Annotated in this window: 15 protein-coding genes; 4 read left to right on the top strand and 11 right to left on the bottom strand. The window is 44.3% G+C overall.

Features of this window, described 5'->3' with window-relative positions:
• Nucleotides 1-564: 564 nt before the first annotated feature.
• On the bottom strand, nucleotides 565-1,587 hold the full coding sequence (holA, locus tag KTG12_RS02510; RefSeq protein WP_119216349.1) for a DNA polymerase III subunit delta: 1,023 nt from the start codon (nucleotides 1,585-1,587) through the stop codon (nucleotides 565-567).
• Nucleotides 1,588-1,611: 24 nt separating this feature from the next.
• The gene (locus KTG12_RS02505; protein ID WP_005637985.1) at nucleotides 1,612-2,388 is read right to left on the bottom strand and encodes an AMP nucleosidase; all 777 of its coding nucleotides are present in this window, start codon (nucleotides 2,386-2,388) and stop codon (nucleotides 1,612-1,614) included.
• A gap of 54 nt (nucleotides 2,389-2,442) precedes the next feature.
• On the opposite strand from KTG12_RS02505, the gene KTG12_RS02500 reads away from it, so the two are divergent.
• A complete protein-coding gene (locus tag KTG12_RS02500; RefSeq protein WP_022321862.1) occupies nucleotides 2,443-2,892 on the top strand; it encodes a type I restriction enzyme HsdR N-terminal domain-containing protein in 450 nt (149 codons plus the stop codon).
• Between the two features lie 831 nt (nucleotides 2,893-3,723).
• Here KTG12_RS02500 and nqrF read toward each other — a convergent pair.
• Genes nqrF through KTG12_RS02470 form a run of 6 tightly spaced genes read right to left on the bottom strand, consistent with a single transcriptional unit; the run spans nucleotide 3,724 to nucleotide 9,727 of the window.
• Complete coding sequence (gene nqrF / locus KTG12_RS02495; protein WP_005637994.1) at nucleotides 3,724-5,013, bottom strand: NADH:ubiquinone reductase (Na(+)-transporting) subunit F; 1,290 nt, start codon at nucleotides 5,011-5,013, stop codon at nucleotides 3,724-3,726.
• A 27-nt stretch (nucleotides 5,014-5,040) separates the two neighbouring features.
• Complete coding sequence (gene nqrE / locus KTG12_RS02490) at nucleotides 5,041-5,658, bottom strand: NADH:ubiquinone reductase (Na(+)-transporting) subunit E (protein WP_005637996.1); 618 nt, start codon at nucleotides 5,656-5,658, stop codon at nucleotides 5,041-5,043.
• 25 nt (nucleotides 5,659-5,683) lie between these two features.
• Nucleotides 5,684-6,313, bottom strand: a complete 630-nt coding sequence (nqrD, locus tag KTG12_RS02485) for an NADH:ubiquinone reductase (Na(+)-transporting) subunit D (RefSeq protein WP_005637998.1) — start codon at nucleotides 6,311-6,313, stop codon at nucleotides 5,684-5,686.
• A gap of 7 nt (nucleotides 6,314-6,320) precedes the next feature.
• Nucleotides 6,321-7,139, bottom strand: coding sequence for an NADH:ubiquinone reductase (Na(+)-transporting) subunit C (gene nqrC / locus KTG12_RS02480; protein WP_005638000.1), 819 nt, complete (start codon nucleotides 7,137-7,139; stop codon nucleotides 6,321-6,323).
• Nucleotides 7,140-7,152: 13 nt separating this feature from the next.
• A complete protein-coding gene (locus KTG12_RS02475; protein WP_005638001.1) occupies nucleotides 7,153-8,355 on the bottom strand; it encodes an NADH:ubiquinone reductase (Na(+)-transporting) subunit B in 1,203 nt (400 codons plus the stop codon).
• Nucleotides 8,356-8,377: 22 nt separating this feature from the next.
• Nucleotides 8,378-9,727, bottom strand: coding sequence for a Na(+)-translocating NADH-quinone reductase subunit A (locus KTG12_RS02470; RefSeq protein ID WP_138272647.1), 1,350 nt, complete (start codon nucleotides 9,725-9,727; stop codon nucleotides 8,378-8,380).
• Nucleotides 9,728-9,859: 132 nt separating this feature from the next.
• Here KTG12_RS02470 and KTG12_RS02465 point away from each other — a divergent pair, with 132 nt between their 5' ends.
• Nucleotides 9,860-11,128 carry a DUF5103 domain-containing protein gene (locus KTG12_RS02465; protein WP_022321864.1) on the top strand — a complete coding sequence of 423 codons (1,269 nt, stop codon included), beginning with the start codon at nucleotides 9,860-9,862 and terminating at the stop codon, nucleotides 11,126-11,128.
• On the opposite strand, the gene guaD is transcribed toward KTG12_RS02465, so the two are convergent.
• Nucleotides 11,125-12,435: a guanine deaminase gene (gene guaD, locus KTG12_RS02460; RefSeq protein WP_022321865.1), complete on the bottom strand. Its 1,311-nt coding sequence runs from the start codon at nucleotides 12,433-12,435 to the stop codon at nucleotides 11,125-11,127. The genes KTG12_RS02465 and guaD overlap by 4 nt on opposite strands.
• Nucleotides 12,428-13,339, bottom strand: coding sequence for a cation diffusion facilitator family transporter (locus KTG12_RS02455; protein WP_022321866.1), 912 nt, complete (start codon nucleotides 13,337-13,339; stop codon nucleotides 12,428-12,430). Before KTG12_RS02455 ends, guaD begins: the two co-directional genes overlap by 8 nt.
• 244 nt (nucleotides 13,340-13,583) lie before the next feature.
• On the opposite strand from KTG12_RS02455, the gene KTG12_RS02450 reads away from it, so the two are divergent.
• Nucleotides 13,584-16,169 (top strand): DUF5686 and carboxypeptidase-like regulatory domain-containing protein, encoded by a 2,586-nt coding sequence (locus KTG12_RS02450; RefSeq protein WP_119216351.1) that lies wholly within the window; start codon nucleotides 13,584-13,586, stop codon nucleotides 16,167-16,169.
• A gap of 18 nt (nucleotides 16,170-16,187) precedes the next feature.
• Nucleotides 16,188-17,501 (top strand): Na+/H+ antiporter NhaC family protein, encoded by a 1,314-nt coding sequence (locus tag KTG12_RS02445; RefSeq protein WP_005638014.1) that lies wholly within the window; start codon nucleotides 16,188-16,190, stop codon nucleotides 17,499-17,501.
• Here KTG12_RS02445 and KTG12_RS22195 read toward each other — a convergent pair.
• Entirely contained in the window at nucleotides 17,498-17,713 is a 216-nt protein-coding gene (locus tag KTG12_RS22195; protein ID WP_005638016.1) for a hypothetical protein, read from the bottom strand. The genes KTG12_RS02445 and KTG12_RS22195 overlap by 4 nt on opposite strands.
• Nucleotides 17,714-18,070 lie beyond the last annotated feature (357 nt).

Raw genomic sequence — 18,070 nt, 5'->3', positions numbered from 1 at the left:
TAACACGCCTATTTAGCCATAATTGTACGCATATGTAACAAAATAGTTAATGCATTAAATTAATAATCCTGTATAATCATTTGGTATACGATTACTTATGCTAAAAATATAAAGTAGAGATAAAATTGTTACTTTTATCGGTTTGTGATAGTAATGTAAACATAAACAAATGTTACACTCCTGTTATATGTTTACAAAGTAGAATCGTATAATGGCTATCTTTTGTACAAAAAGAGCTGTTCACATTTCTAACAAGCACTATCCCGTTCACAATTCAATACCGAACTAAAAATACTTGATTTCATAAACTGACAAAGTGTCTCTAATTTGTACTTGTACGATTTATGGACGAACATACTTTTATGCAGCTAAGGTTTTCCCTCTCCATTTTTGTGATTTTTGTGAACAGATATTCAGGAAAAGGCAAATATTAAAATCTAAGTAGGGTAAAATCAACGATAAAAGATTGAGAAACAATAAGAAGAGGCTTTTTATCCGGTTCAATTTTTCTGTTGTTCCAGATAAAAAGCCTCTTCTTTAGGCCAATCAAGTATAAAAATCGTTTTAATGCAGGATTTTGTAGAGCAATTCCTTTAAAAGTTCGGCATCGGAAACAGAAGTGTTTTCCACTCCCTTCGAACGAGCATCCGTCATACGGATATCGCTGATCAGGTTGAACACTTTCATCGCCGAATAGTTTCGCATCCCTAAAAGATAATCCTTAACCTGGAATGTCCCCCGAAGTCCGAGTGCCGTCATCAAGCCGGCTTCGGAACGATCCTTCGTATAATAACAAATCAGGAGGTTCGAGAAATAATTAAATAATACAGGAAGGGTCATCTGAATCGGATTGCTTTTCGGGTTCTTCTCGAAGTATTGAGCAATACGGTTCGCCTTCAAGACATCTTTCATGGCAAGCGCTTTTATCAGTTCAAAGTTATTGTACTCTTTACTGATTCCGATATTTTGCTCCACCAGTTCCGGCGTGATGCGTTTTGCACCTTTTTCAGGCAGGATCAGTGCCAGCTTATCCAATTCCTTACTCAGACGGCTTAAATCGTTTCCAAGGAAGTCAGAAAGCATCTGAGACGCCTTTCCGTCTATCCCTATGGAACGCATCTGCATAAAAGAGGCGATAAATGCCGGCATCTTGTAGTCGGGAATCTTTTTGGACTCGAACAGCACCCCGGTTTTGTCTGTTGCGGAAGCCAGCGCCTTACGACGATCTAAGTTTTTATATTTATAATTGATGACCAGAACTGTCGACATTAAAGGGTTCTTAACATAGTTCGACAGAAGCTCAATATCACGAATTAATTGAGCCTCCCGAACAACCACTAACTGATATTTTGACATCATCGGGAAACGGCGGGCTGCGTTAATTATAGATGCTGCATCCGTATCTGCTCCATACATGATAATTTGGTTAAAATCCCGTTCGGATTCTTCCAATACATTTTCGAGTAGCAAGTCTGTTATCTGATCCATAAAAAACGGTTCGTCACCCATCATTATATAGACAGGAGCGAATTTTTTTGCAACGATATTCCGACATATTTCCTCGTATGTATATTCTTTTTTTGCCATATTTGTGTGCGATCTCAATTAAAATTACCAACTGAAACGGATGTGACGGATCGTCTTCTTTCCATCAATAATCTGGCGAAGCGCTTCCACTCCCAACATTACATGCTCTTTCGCAAAATTCCGGGTCACCTCGCGATCGCTGGCTTCCGTTTTCACCCCGGCTTCTTCCATAGGTTTGTCGGAAATCATCAACAAAGCTCCTGTCGGAATCTCGTTTGCAAAGCCTGCCGTAAACAAGGTTGCCGTCTCCATATCGATACCGGTAGCGTGTGTACGGCGAAGGTAGTTTTTGAAATCGCTGTCATATTCCCATACCCGTCGGTTCGTCGTGTAGACAGTCCCGGTCCAGTAATCTTTCCCCCGGTCACGTATGGCGGACGAGATGGCGCGCATCATCGAGAAAGCCGGGAGCGACGGCACTTCTGCCGGCAGATATTCGTTCGAAGTGCCTTCTCCTCGGATAGCCGCAATCGGCATGACATAATCTCCCAGGTTGTTCGCCTTCTTCAATCCTCCGCATTTCCCCAGAAAGAGGACGGCAGTCGGCTTTATCGCCGATAGCAAGTCCATAATTGTCGCCGCATTCGCACTCCCCATCCCGAAGTTGATAATCGTGATGCCATTGGCCGCTGCGTTCGGCATGGAGTTTTTCAGTCCCAGGATCGGCACGTTAAAGTGGTCGGCAAACAGTTCCACATACTTCGTGAAGTTGGTAAGCAGGATATATTTGTCGAAGTCTTCCAGCTTCCGCTCCGTATAGCGCGGCAACCAATTCTCGACAATTTCTTGTTTTGTTTTCATAAATCACTACCTTTGATGGTCTATTTTCACAGAATAAAAGAACAAATATAGTAAATGCTTGCATTAAACTTACCTGGTTTTGCGCCTAAAGTAGCAGAAAAAGATGGAAAACGTATGATCTTCGATCCCGTACGGCAAAAATATGTGGCTCTCACTCCTGAAGAATGGGTACGTCAGCATTTTGTCAATTATCTGATCACTCGGAAAAGCTACCCGAAAGAACTGCTGGCAAACGAAGTGCTGGTCAAGCTGAATGGAACCTCCAAACGTTGCGATACGGTTGCTTACAACCGTTTTCTTGAACCTCTGGTCATTGTCGAGTACAAAGCTCCCCATATAAACATTACCAACACTGTTTTCGACCAGATAGCCCGTTATAACATGGTGCTACGTGTCGAATACCTGATTGTTAGCAATGGCTTAAACCACTATTGCTGCAAAATCGACTATAACAACCGGACATACACTTTTTTGGAAGGAATACCCGCATACAACGAATTATAAACCTCGTTTTTACCGATATTAACATCCGATATACAGACCTTTACATCCAATGCCAGGACCTTTTTTGTCAAAACAGGGCGGAAAAAATCCTCTGCATCCCCATCTTCACGCCTGTACACCCGGATGTAGGCTCCTTGAACATCCGGATGTCCGTCCTCCCTACACCCGGATGTTTACGGACAAATGTAGTTAGTTTACTAAAAATAAGACCGTTAGTTCTACAAACGGATCCCTTTATTTCTCTCAAAAAAGAAACGGATGTCTTGTGATAGGGTGTGATAGAAGTGTGATAGAGAAAACAAAATAGTATCACTTGTTATCGCCATTGAAAAACAAAGGCAACGCCCGGCCGGGTGATAGAGTGATACTACAAAAGCAAAACAACACGGGTAAACAACAAAACTCTAACTAAAACTTACAGAACGGATGCGGTCTGATCCCTATATATCATAACGGAATCGGAAATCTGCATATTGGCCGGTCTGTCGACATACACGGAATTACTATCCTTTATGACAGGTTGGTCAGTTGTTTTCTTCTCATCGAAGATTAGTGAATAACCTAAGATTACTGCAAAAAAAGATAATATCAATGCTTTCATATTCTATTACAATTTTAATATCATATACAAGTATGATGTATTCAAAACGCAAAACGCTGCACTATATTACAAAAGAAATGTATTTTCTTTGTAATTCTTTCGTAACAACTCGTCCTTATCCCTTGATTTTTATGGATAACAGGTTAATACACAGAATAGTTCAAAAAAAAATCGGGGAAAGAATAAATATCCTTCCCCGATTCTATTATTGTCATGTTTCGAATGATCTGTTACGCGCCGAAATCGTCGAAATGCAACATTTCACGCGGCACGCCCAGATTGTCCAGCATATTTTCCACTGCCTTTGACATCGGGCCCGGACCACACATGTAGTATTCGATATCTTCCGGAGCTTCGTGATCCTTCAGATATGTATCGTAGATTACTTGGTGAACGAAACCGGCCGTGTACTTCACTCCTGCCGCATCGGCTGCCGGATCCGGACGGTCGAGTGCCAGATGGAATGTGAAGTTCGGGAATTCCTTTTCGATTTCCAGGAAATCTTCCAGATAGAACACTTCGTTCAAGGCACGGGCGCCATAGAAGTATGACATCTTGCGATCCGTAGTCTTGAGTGTCTTCGTCATGTGCATGATCTGAGCACGAAGCGGAGCCATACCGGCACCACCACCGACCCACATCATCTCTCTCTTCGAATCGAAGATCGGATGGAAATCACCATAAGGACCGCTCATCGTCACCTTATCACCCGGTTTCAGGGTAAAGATATAAGAAGAAGCTATACCCGGCATCACATCCTGGAAGCCCACTTCGGGTTTCGGTTTGAACGGCGGAGTGGCTATACGAACCGTCAACATGATGCGGTCACCTTCTGCAGGATAGTTGGCCATAGAGTAAGCACGGATGGTCGGTGTGTCGTTCTTGCATTTCAACGTGAACAAACCGAACTTTTCCCAAGCCGGCAGATATTCTTCGCCGATCAGCGACTTGTCGATATCCTTGTTGTAATCCATTGCGTATGCCGGAATCTTGATCTGGGCATAAGAACCCGGCAGGAAGTCCATGTGTTCACCCTTAGGCAACGCCACGATAAACTCTTTGATGAAAGTAGCCACGTTCTTGTTGGAAATGACTTCGCATTCCCATTCCTTTACACCGAAAACTTCGTCCGGAACCTGAACGACCATATCTTCCTTCACTTTGCACTGACATGCCAGACGCCAGTGTTCCTTAATCTGTTTACGAGAGAAAAAGCCCTTTTCTGTCGGCAGGATTTCCCCGCCTCCTTCCAATACCTGTGCACGGCACTGGCCACATTTACCACCACCACCACAAGCTGAAGACAAGAAGATACCACCACTTTGCAAACCAGCCAGCAAAGTGCTTCCTATCGGAGTCTCAATATCTTTTTCTCCATTTACCTTCAGGTCTACATTTCCTGACGGTACCAATTTTGCTTTGGCCGCCAACAACGCACCCACCAGGATCAGCGTAATCACCAAGAAGATCACGGCACCTGCTGCGATTGTAAGACTGCCAGTCGTCATTAATAAAGTCATTTCTGTAATAAGTTTAATGCGTTAATATTATATCTTAAGACCTGAGAAGCACATGAATGCCATACCCATCAAACCTGTGATGATAAAGGTGATACCAAGACCTTTCAACGGTTTGGGGATATCCGAGTATGCCAGCTTTTCACGGATGGCAGCCATACCGACGATAGCCAGCATCCAACCGATACCAGAACCTAAGCCATAAACAGTTGCAACACCTACGTTAGGAAATGCCTTTTGTTGCATAAACAGAGAACCACCCAGGATAGCGCAGTTTACAGCGATCAGCGGCAAAAAGATACCCAGAGAAGCGTACAGAGCCGGAGCAAACTTTTCCACTACCATTTCCACCAGCTGCGTAAACGAAGCGATGATGGCGATAAAGATAATGAAAGCAAGGAAGCTCAGGTTTACACCAGCGAATTCAGCACCCAGCCATTGCAGAGCACCTTCCTTCAATACATAATTTTCAAGCATATAGTTGATCGGCAACGTACATGTCAGAATGAACGTCACAGCCATACCTAATCCCAAAGCAGTCTTTACGTTCTTGGAAACAGCCAGGAAAGAACACATACCCAGATAGTATGCGAAAATCATGTTGTCTACAAAGATCGAGCGGACAAATGTGCTTAATAATTCTTCCATTCTATTATTTTTTTAATAGTTAGCATTAATTTTCCTGAAGTTCCTTGTTACGAGAACGGTGAACCCAAATAATCACGGCGATCACGATCAATGCCATCGGAGGCAGGATCATCAAACCGTTGTTCACATAACCGAAGTCATAGAATGCCTGCGGAATAACCTGGAATCCCAGCAACGTGCCGGAACCTAACAGCTCGCGGAAGAAACCGACGATCACCAGGATCAATGCATAGCCTAAACCGTTACCGATTCCGTCAAGGAATGATTCCCACGGACCGTTACCCAGTGCAAATGCTTCCAGACGTCCCATCAGGATACAGTTGGTAATGATCAGACCCACAAACACTGAAAGCTGTTTGTTTACGTCATAAGCAAACGCTTTCAGCACTTCACTCACGATAGTCACCAATGCAGCCACCACCACCAGCTGCACAATGATACGGATACGGTTTGGAATCGTATTACGCAGCAGTGAAATGATCACGTTGGCAAAAGCCACAACAGCCGTTACTGAAATACCCATTACAATAGCCGGCTCCAGTTTTGATGTTACAGCCAGCGCAGAGCAGATACCCAACATCTGGACGATGACCGGGTTGTTTACGCTAAGCGGGCCTAACAGAACTTCTTTATTCTTTTCAGATAATAATCCCATTTTCTACTTAATTTTGTGAGGTTAAAAACTTAACATAACCATTCAAACTATTAAATAACATCGCCTGTACTCCCTGGCTTGTAATCGTACCGCCGGAAATACCGTCTACATAATCCTGACCGGCAACGCTCTTGCCAGGCTTAACGACCGCAATAGACTTGAATGTACCGTCCATGAACAGTTTCTTACCCTTGAATTCATTGCTGAATGCAGGTTTTGCTATTTCAGCACCCAATCCCGGAGTTTCACCCTGGTGGCTGAAATCAGCACCATAAACCGTATTCCTATCGCTGTCTACAGAAATATATCCCCACAGCGGTCCCCACAAACCGGCACCATGCAAAGCCATGATGTATTTAGGCTGGCCATCTACATTTGCAACGAAAACCGGATACTGGTGTTCGGCAGCAGCCTTCACCACATCGGCGGCAAAAGCGTCACCTTCTACTTTTTCACCATTTTCATTTACCAGAAATGCTTCTTTGATCAATTCCGAATATTTAGCTTCGGCTTCATTTGCCGGAACCGTCACGTTGATGGAGCGCAGGATCTGCTGTCTCTTGTCGTTTTCCTCGTTTTTCTGCTGGAAAGTTCTAAGCGATTGCGAAGTAAAGGCCAGCACGACTGCGACCAGAACAACCATTACGGAAGCATAAACAACAGTATACACGTTACTGTCTCTGTCCAGTCCCTTTTTCTTGTCAGCAGCAGCCTCGTCTTTCATTTCTTCGAAATCGGAAGCGGGAGCTGCACATACAGGACAAACATCCGGAGCTTTATTTCCTTCGTGGATATATCCACATACTTTACATTTATATTTTGCCATACTCCTTCTTACTTTATTTGATTACACGTTTCAATCTGCGGTTGATGTTAGCTTCCACTACATAATAGTCGATTAGCGGAGCAAATACATTCATCAACAGGATAGCGAGCATCATACCTTCTGGATAACCCGGATTCAATGCACGGATAATAATAGCCATAGCTCCTACCAGGAATCCGTAGATGTACTTACCTGTTTCCGTACGGGCAGAAGTGACAGGATCGGTAGCCATAAACACGGCACCGAATGCGAAACCACCCAGGAACAAATGATCCAACGGAGATACACACATGGCCACCGTCGTTCCGATCATATTGAAGATAAGCGACATGACCGCACCACCCACAAATACGGAAACCATTGTTTTCCAACTTGCGATCTTTGTGAAAAGAAGGATAACCGCCCCGATCAGGATCGCCAATACAGATGTTTCACCGATCGAACCCGGAATCAGACCTAAGAACATGTCCCATGTGGAAATCGGATGTCCGAGAACATCGACTGCCTGGAACGAACCGATCAGTTCCTTGCCTGCGATAGCAACCTGTCCCAGCGGAGTCGCGCCAGAGAAGCCGTCTACCACCTGTCCGCCACCGATACCGAACGTATCAGCCGTACGAACAAACACCTGGTCACCGGACATAGCCGCCGGATATGCGAAGAACAAGAATGCACGTGTAACCAACGCTACATTAAATACATTATAACCTGTACCGCCAAATACTTCTTTGGCAAAAACAACTGCAAATGCAGTAGCTACGGCGATCATCCACAACGGAGTGTCAACAGGGACGATCATCGGGATCAAAATACCCGAAACCAGAAAACCTTCCTGGATTTCTTCCTTCTTCACCTGGGCAACAGCAAACTCGATACCCAAACCTACCACATACGAAACAATGATTTTAGGCAATACAGCCAGAAAACCAAAAATAAAAGTCATGAGAAATCCCGGATCAGCTCCTATTGCAAGGTTATGCTGATAACCGACATTGTACATACCAAAAAGCAAAGCGGGCAACAAAGCAATGATGACCACGGTCATCGTACGCTTCGAGTCAATATAGTCATGAATGTGTACGCCTGATTTGGAAGTTGTGCTCGGAACAAACAGGAATGTTTCGAAACCTTCAAAAACAGAACGGAACATCGCCAGCTTTCCGCCTTCCTCAAAGTTAGGCTTAATCTTGTCGAGGTAATTCCTTAACGCTTTCAATGTATTCTAATTTTTAATGTTATTAATTCATTTCCTTGTATAATACATCCAGACCTTGACGAACGATCTTCTGAATTTCGAGTTTGGACGTATCGACGAATTCGCAAAGGGCAAAATCTTCGGGCGCTACTTCATATATACCCAGGTTTTCCATCTTATCGATATCGAATGCGATAATAGCCTTCAACAGGTATTCCGGCATGATATCCATCGGAAACACGCTATCGTATTCGTTGGACATGATCATAGCACGCTTGCCTCCCTTGATACGGGCGTCTATCACATATTCCTTGTTCTTACCCATCAACCAGGCGGGGAATGAATGGCTCACACTGAATTTTCCGAAACCGGGAGTCGCCCAGCCGAAGAAGTCGTGTGTTTCGTCGCCTTCCGGGATAACCGTAATCTGATTGTCATAGGCTCCCAAATAATCGTTTTTTTCTACCTTCGTACCAGTCAACACGTTACCGCTGATAATGCGGATATCTTCGTTACCTCTCATGATCTTTCCGTCAACCAGACTGGCGATCGTACAGCCGGCAATTGCCTTAACGTATCCTCTCTCTGTCGTTTCGGAACCGGTTATCACAACCAGGCGGCTGAAATCGGCGATGCCCTTATTGAACAAACGGCCGATAACGATCACGTCGGCAGGATTTACCGTCCAGACCACTTCACCCTTATTGATAGGTTTAATGTGATTAATCTGTACTCCCACATTGGCCGCAGGATGCGGACCTTCCACTTCTACAGTTTCAACACCTTTCACACTAACGGAAGAACCTTTACGGATGCCGACATACACCTTGCCGTCGGTAAGTTTTGCAAGCGCATCCAATCCCGTCTGAAAATCAACGTCCTGTCCTTTCACGACGAAATCGAAGTTCGGAGCTAACGGTGCGGAATAGAATGCAGAAACAAAGATGTCACGTGGTTCGTCAGCCGGCGAGGCGACGATGTCGTACGGACGTTGTTTGATAAACGGCCACATACCAGCGTGCAAGATTGCCTCCTTCACCTCTTCTCTCTTGAGGGAAGCTACATTTTTCTTACCGAAATCTTCATACTCGATCTGCGCTTCCGGCTTGACAACCACGCTAAGCACTTTGCGCTTCTCTCCTCGATTTACGGCAGTTACTTCGCCACTGACAGGCGAAACAAACTTGATCTCCGGGCGGTTCTTATCGATCATCAATACAGAACCGGCTTTGACTTTTTCTCCTACTTTGGCAACAACTTTGGGTACAATACCGTTATAATAATCGGGAACGATAGCGTAACTATCGCTTTTCCCTCCGTTTAACAGTACGTCCGAAGCTTTGCCCTTCAGATTAATGTCTAAACCCTTTTTAATCTTAATCACATTTGCCATGATACAACTAAAATTGTTTATATGTAATTTTCCCGCAAAAGTAAGCAATTTTTTATGCTTTAAAGCAGGGAATGGAAAATAATTAAAGAAATAATTCCATAATTTTGCACCGACAAAGAAAGAAATATGAAAATGAGAGTGTACAGTTTACTATTTATGATGCTTTTTGCCCTTTCCATCGGGGTAAACGCACAGGTAAAGTTCTTCACCGATGTCAATAGCAAGCAGATAAAAACGCTTCAGGTGAAAGTTGCCGGAGAGTTGATATCCGAACCTTACATAGCGTTGGGAGGAGAAGAGCAAATCGAAATCAATTTCGACGGTTTGGGGAGTGGATACACACGATATGCCTATAACGTGGTGCATTGCAACGCCGACTGGACGCAATCGCAGTTGAGTCCGATCGAATATATGAATGGTTTCCAAGGAACAACAATCGACGATTTTGCCAATTCCATCGGGACTACGACTCAATATTCGAACTACCGGCTATTGCTTCCGAACGACGATGTCCAGTTTAAAGTTTCCGGCAATTATGCCATCCAGGTCTATAACGAGGATACGCCGGACCAGATCATTTTTACAGCCTGTTTCTCTGTGGTAGAACCGGTTGTCAATATCTCGGCTTCGGTGAGCGGGAACACGGACATCGACACCAACCAGAGCCATCAGCAGGTAAGTTTCAACATCAACAACAAAAATTTTCCGATCACTTATCCGCAAACGGACCTGAAGATATTCGTTTACCAGGACAACCGGCGCGATAATGCCGTAACGGACTTGCAACCTATGAGCATTCTGGAAAACCAAATATCTTACACGTATAACCGCAACCTTATTTTCCCTGCCGGGAATGAGTATCGTCGCATGGAGTTCCTAAGCAACAAATATAATGGAATGCACGTCGAAAATATCTCCTTCCACAATCCTTATTATAATGTGGAGCTTATGACCGATTACAGGCGGGATAAAGGCACTTACCAATATGACCAGGATCAGGACGGCCGTTTCTTCATTCGTTGCAGCGACTGTAACGATCCGGATACGGAAGCGGATTATTATATCGTGCATTTTACGCTTGCATGCGATCCGCTGCCCGATGGGAGTGTATATCTGAACGGTGAGCTATTTAATAATGTATTGGATGAAAAGAGCAAAATGGGCTATAACTTCGAGACGAAGCAATACGAAAAAGCCGTACTTCTCAAACAGGGAAGTTACAATTACCAGTATTTGTTTGTCCCGACCGGTTCCTCTGTCGGTCAGACAGGTCCGATAGAAGGTAATTACTACCAGACACAAAATGAATATAGCATCTATGTTTATTATCGTCCGATGGGTGCTCGCTATGATCGGCTAATTGGTGTCACGACTGTCAGGAACGAGATGCAGGTATTCTAAGCAAGGGTGAATACTCTTTTCCCCATCACATAGGTGGCTTGAATATTCCTTTCATCTCCAGCTGTTTGCAGGCCGAACAGTTTATTTTCCAACGTCCACTTCCCGTGGCGTTTCAGATAGTCCATGCGTACCTGCTGGGAAGGTGTGGCGGCATAATCCATAACAATGAAGTCCGCTTTCCGGCCTTTCCCGAAACAGCCGATTTCATCATCCAAATGAAGTGCTTTAGCTGCTCCCAACGTACATTTATATAATGACTCGAATACAGACATCGGATATCCGCCAAGTTGCTGCACTTTATACGCCTCTCCCATCGTGCGCAGCATAGAAAAAGAGGTTCCGGCTCCGATGTCCGTCGCCAATACGGTTTGCATACCGACACGATTGGCTTGTTGCATATCAAACAAGCCACTTCCCAAAAAGAGGTTGGATGTAGGACAGTGGGCTACGACAGAACCGGCTTCGACCAACCGACGGCATTCCGAATCAGACAGATGAATACAATGTCCGAAGATGGAACGGTCTGTAACCAATCTTGCCCGCTCGTATACTTCCAAGTAATCTTGGCAGTCGGGACACAAGGAAAGCGTGCTGTCGATCTCGTCTTTATTCTCGGAAAGATGCGTCTGTATATAAGTGCCAGGATATTGTTCGTGCAAACGTCCAGCCGCAATCAGTTGTTCCGTCGAACAGGAAATGGCAAAACGGGGCGTGATGACATAGCGGTTCCGCCCTTTTCCATGCCAAGATTCGATCAAAGAACGACTTTCGGATTTCCCCTGTTCCGCCGTATCGGTCAATCCTGCCGGAGCATTCCGGTCCATCAGCACTTTTCCGGTCAGCATACACATATTATATTCCGACGCAACGGAGAAGAGAGCGGTGACGGATGTTGGATGTACCGTTGCATAAGCCATGCAAGCTGTCGTTCCGTTCCGGAATAGTTCCTCTACAAAGAAGTGGGCCATCCTATCCGCATGCTCTGAAGAAACAAACGCCTGTTCTGCTGGAAAGGTATAGTCCTCCAGCCAATCCAGCAACTGCCTTCCGTACATCCCGATTATTTCAGCTTGCGGATAATGAATATGGGAATCTATAAATCCAGGCATCAGGAGTTTACCGGAATAATCAACCAGTTCATAATCGGTATAACGGCCTTTAATCTCCTCAAAAGGCCCACAATCGACTATCTCTCCTTCCCGTACGACCAATGCTCCATCGGGAAAATATCGGTAAGCATCTTTTCTATTTAACGGAGAATCGATAAAATCAAAAACTTCTCCCCGGTATAATGTCAGTTCACTCATCTTTTTTCTCTTTTATCGGTTCGACATGCAAGACGATATGGGTTGCAGGCCCAAATTTCAAACGTAACTTACTTTCTATCTCCTTCGTCAGCTCATGCGCACGGCTTACAGTTATTTGTCCATCGACCCGGATATGCACTTCTATTGCAAAATCATTACCGATTCTGCGGGTACATAGATTATGCGGGTTCCTGACCTCCGGCGTTTCATTTATTATAGAGAGAATCTTATCTTCGACCTCAGTCGGTAAAGATTTCTCCAGCAAATCATTAATTGCAGGTATGACCAACTGAAAGGCTACCTTTACAATCAATATGCTGACAATCACGGCTGCTATCGGATCCAGCACACGCCAGTTATCACCTAAGAGGATGGCTCCTCCAATACCCAACGTCGTCCCGATAGAAGAAAAAGCATCCGAACGATGATGCCAGGCATTCGCGATAACAGCCTGGCTATTTTCTTTTTTTCCGACATATAGCGTCAGACGATACAGGGTTTCCTTTATCAAAATAGAGATAATGGCGGCAGTAAGTGCGATCTTGCCGGGACTTTCCAACTGTTCGCCTCCAAAATAAAATCCAAATACCTTGTTCGCACCATCCCAGAAAAGGCCGGCTCCTACACACATCAGGACAATCCCGATGATCGTAGTAGCCAAAGTTTCATACTTTCCGTGCCCATAGTCATGGCCTTCGTCTTTCGGTTTGGACGATATATTAATGAAGAGCAAAACAATTACATCCGTCACAAAATCGGATAGCGAATGGACGGCGTCCGCGATCATGGCGCTACTGTGCCCTAACACACCTGCTACAAATTTGAAAACCAATAGCAGAAAGTTGGCAAGAGATCCGGTCAAGGTCACAGCCATGATTTTTCTTTTTCTAATATGTTCTTTCATTCCTTTAGGACCTGTTTTTTACGTTTTCAAGCAGAACAAATATAAGGATAAAAACCGTTAGCGGAATTAAAAGCAAATAAAAAGAAATATGTTTCGGATTTTGTACGTATAATTGATATTTAGCCCCCCTCATTTAATCAGCAGACTATCTTTCGATTAAAGATTATTAATATCGCCAGTAAAACTGTAACCAAAAAAACCTTATCTTTGTTGTCCATATCCGAGAAGGAACAACGTTAAATACATGGTAAGATTTATCCGTTATATCATATTAATAGCTCTGTTACAAGCTGTAGCAGGAATTTTTCTATCACACGCTCAGAGTTTTACCTCGGCATCCGGTATTGTCAAAGATTCTATTACCGGTGAACCGCTCCCATTCGTATCCGTCTATTTTGACGGGTCGACTATCGGAGCTATGACAGACGACAATGGAACATTCACCCTTCAAAACAATCAGGGCTATACCAAACTGGCCGCCGCCTCATTGGGATACGATACTAAATTCATCGATCTCAAGCCCGGTAAAAAGAATGACAATTTGGAAGTATTGTTGAAGCCGACTGCTTTCGAGATTTCGGAAGTCGTGGTCAAACCCAAAAGAGAAAAATATACCCGCAAGGATAATCCGGCTGTAGAGCTTATCAAAAAAGTAATTGCACATAAGAACGACAACCGGATCGAGGCAAAGCCGGAATATCAAACGGAAGTATACGAAAAACTAAGTCTGTCGCTGGATAATTTCAATCCGAATCTCGACAAGAACAAATTTCTGAAAAAGTTCAAATTTATCAAAAACTATCTGGACACGTCCGAGTTTAACGGCAAACCGATCCTGACCGTCTCCGTGCGTGAAAACCTATCGGACTTCTACTACCGGAAAAGTCCCAAAGCGGAAAAGACAATTGTCAGAGCCAAGCGCATGCAGGGGATCGATAAAACATTAGATGACGGTGGCGGCATAACCTCCAACCTGGAAGAGATTTTTAAGAGTATCAATATTTTCGATAACAATATTCCTATTCTATTGAATCGGTTCGTCAGCCCATTATCATCGACATTGGCGACCACATATTACCATTACTACATCATGGATACGCTCGATGTGGGAGGAGATAAATGTGTGGATCTGGCTTTCGTTCCGGCAAACAGCGAAAGCTACGGTTTTACGGGACGGCTTTATATCACGCTTGACGGTAATTATGCGGTCAAGAAAGTATTGCTGAACACCCCCGCAAACATCAACCTAAATTGGGTGGATAAACTCCGTATTGAGCAGGAATTCAAGCAGATGCCAGATAGTACCTGGGTACTCGACCAAGAGAATACTTTCGTCAATTTCTATGTGGTAAAGGGGACGCAACAGCTCTATGCGCACCAGCTAAGGAATTATGACAATTATAATTTCAACGTGCAAAATGCAGATTCCGTTTTCGGGCTCTTAGGGGCATTGCATGTCTTGCCGGAGGCGACGGCACAGCCGGATACGTTCTGGACGCACAACCGCCCTATTCCATTGAAAGAGAAGGAAGATGCGCTAAAAGATTTATTGGGACAACTGCGGAAAGTTCCGGCTTTCAATGCCATTATCAAAACCGCAGAGATCCTGATAACGGGCTATATCCCGACAGCAAATGACAAGAAGGTGACCAAATTTGACTTCGGTCCGATGAATACAACCTTCAGTGCAAACCATCTGGAAGGTTTTCGTATGCGTGTGGGAGGAATGACGACTGCCAACCTCAATCCGTATTGGTTTGCAAGCGGTTATCTAGCTTACGGTACAAATGACCGCAAGATCAAATACAATTTGAAGTTAACACACAGTTTCACTAAAAAAGAATATCACGAAGGTGAAAATCCGGTCAATAATCTGTCGTTCATCCAAGAATATGACGTGTATACCCCAGGCCAAGATTTCCTTTTCACAAGCAAAGATAACATATTCGTTGCCTGGAAAGTAGGTGAACCTGTGACCAAGATGCAATATATCCGCAAAAGCGTATTGCAATACGAAAAAGAATGGCTGAACGGCCTGACATGGAAGTCCTGGATAATGAATCAGAACAACGAGGCGGCAGGAACGCTTCAATATATTAAACGGGACGAATCCGGGAATTTATACCATATAAAAGATTTTACGACATCCGAAATCGGGACACAGTTGCGTTTCGCTCCGGGTGAACGCGCTTATAACGGGCGTTCGGGGAAAGAATCCGTATTCAACCTGTCTAAAGATGCCCCTGTATTCAAGCTCTCCCATCAATTAGGTATTAAAGGCGTGTTAGGCGGTGATTACAATTACAACCATACGGAGATCAGTGCCGAGAAACGTATCTGGCTTTCTTCGTTTGGGCATATCGATGCACAGGTTAAAGCGGGCAAGGTCTGGGACAAGGTACCTTTCCCCCTGTTGATTTTGCCGAATACGAACCAATCCGTCACAATCCAGCCGGAAGCATTCCACATGATGAACGCGTTGGAGTTTGTGACCGACCAATATGTATCGTTCAATGCTACTTATTATCTGAAAGGGTGGATTCTGAACCGTATTCCGGGCATCAAGTGGTTGCGTCTACGTGAAGTCCTTTCCTTTAATATGATCTATGGTGGACTAACGGACAAAAATAATCCGACCTTGACGCCGGGACTTTTCCTATTACCAGATGGGACACAGCCATTAGGTAGCACTCCATATATGGAATGCAGCGTCGGTTTGGAAAATATATTCAAGATCCTGCGCATTGATTATTACAGACGCTTAACTTATTTGGATCATCCTGATATTAAGAAGGGAGGTATCCGTATTGCATTAAGATTCACTTTCTAACATGCGGTTTAATTAAGAATGACAGATCTGAACAGTTCACGTTTACACCATGCCCCTAATCCTTGGGCACTGACACCTTTGGTTGTTTTTTTATTGTCTTACCTTGTAGTGTCCATCATTGCAGGCGATTTCTATAAGATGCCTATTACCGTAGCCTTTGTTATCGCCTCAGTTGTTGCCATCGCCATGTCCAAAGGGGGTAAGATCAGCAATCGGATCGAGCAATTCTGCCGAGGGGCAGCCAACAGCAATATCATGCTGATGGTATTGATCTTCATTCTTGCCGGTGCTTTCGCCCAAACAGCCAAAGCGATGGGAGCAGTCGATGCTACCGTGAATCTGGCCATGTCCATCCTACCTGGCAATTTGTTGGCAGCCGGAATATTCCTTGCGGCCTGTTTCATTTCCATTTCTGTCGGGACATCTGTCGGAACAATCGTTGCCTTGGCTCCTGTTGCCGTAGGGATCGCCGACAAAACCGGAATGCCAGATGCCCTGATGCTGGGTGTCGTAGTAAGCGGAGCCATGTTTGGAGACAACCTGTCTTTCATATCGGATACCACTATCGTCGCCACCCGCACACAAGGTTGTAATATGAACGACAAGTTCAAAGTGAATATTCGAATTGCTCTGCCGATCGCCATCCTGACCGGTCTTCTCTATGTGCTGATCGGGAGTGGGGTCGGGAGCGGATATGAAACAGGGCCGATCGAATGGATCAAGGTCCTGCCCTACCTAGTTGTCCTGGTAACAGCTATCTGCGGTGTGAATGTCATGATGGTTCTAATAGCCGGGATCATTCTTTCCGGTATCGTCGGATTGCTTACAGGCGGATTCGATATCTGGGGATGGAATGCATCAATGGGGTTAGGCATCACAAATATGGGCGAACTTATCATCGTGACTTTATTGGCCGGTGGAATGCTGGAAATGATACGATATAACGGAGGTATCGATTGGATCATCTTGAAACTCACTTCCCGCATTCGTTCCACCAAAGGAGCCGAAGGGAGTATTGCCGCACTAATCAGCTTTGCAAATCTTTGCACCGCAAACAATACCATCGCTTTGATCATGGCAGGCCCAATAGCCAAAGATATTGCCGATCGTTTTAAAATCGATCCAAGACGCAGTGCCAGTCTGCTGGACATTTTTTCCTGCTTCGTACAAGGCATCATACCCTACGGCGCGCAATTATTGATGGCGGCAGGTTTAGGGCATGTCTCTCCCATCGAGATCATGCAGTATTTATATTATCCTTATTTGTTGGGTGTCGGAGCTTTGCTGGCTATCACATTCAATTATCCCCGTAAATATGCGGGAGACTGTTAAGACAGGAGAAATGGGCGAATGAAGGTTATTTTAATCAGAAACAGTGCATAAAATCTCCTCAAACAAGGCAGATAAACAGCTCCACATCCCCGTCCCGGTTTCACGAAGATCCGGGTCTCCACCTCCTCCACACCCGGATCTCCCATGCCCTTCCACCCGGGTCTGAAGAAACTTTTCAAGTTGTTTTTGGTAAAAGAACAGCTTGTCTTCATGAAAAAACGAGCCTATTTAATCTATTTTGTATCAGCTTCAGAACATATCTGAAATTTGACGGGATATTGATATACAATGCTTTATTGCTTTTGCCCATGATAGTTATGATAGATGAATGATAGTTGAAAACAGGAACTATCATAGAATAATATACTGTTTTACAAGTATATAAATTCAATTATGATAGTATGATAGTTGTTTTACACAAAACGCAAGTTCTTTGTTACCCTGCCTTATTGAACATTGTCCTTTTAATAGTTTTTACTCTGTTTACCGTCCCTTCGAGTAAGGCATTACTGTAGTTTGTGTCAACAGCCGCCTGTACCGCTGCCTTGTCGGCCTCTATGTTATATACG

Origin of the sequence: Parabacteroides sp. MSK.9.14 (assembly GCF_019041495.1) — a bacterium.
In the GTDB taxonomy this organism is placed as follows: Bacteria; Bacteroidota; Bacteroidia; order Bacteroidales; family Tannerellaceae; genus Parabacteroides; species Parabacteroides merdae.
This window is presented reverse-complemented; position numbering and strand designations above follow the sequence as displayed.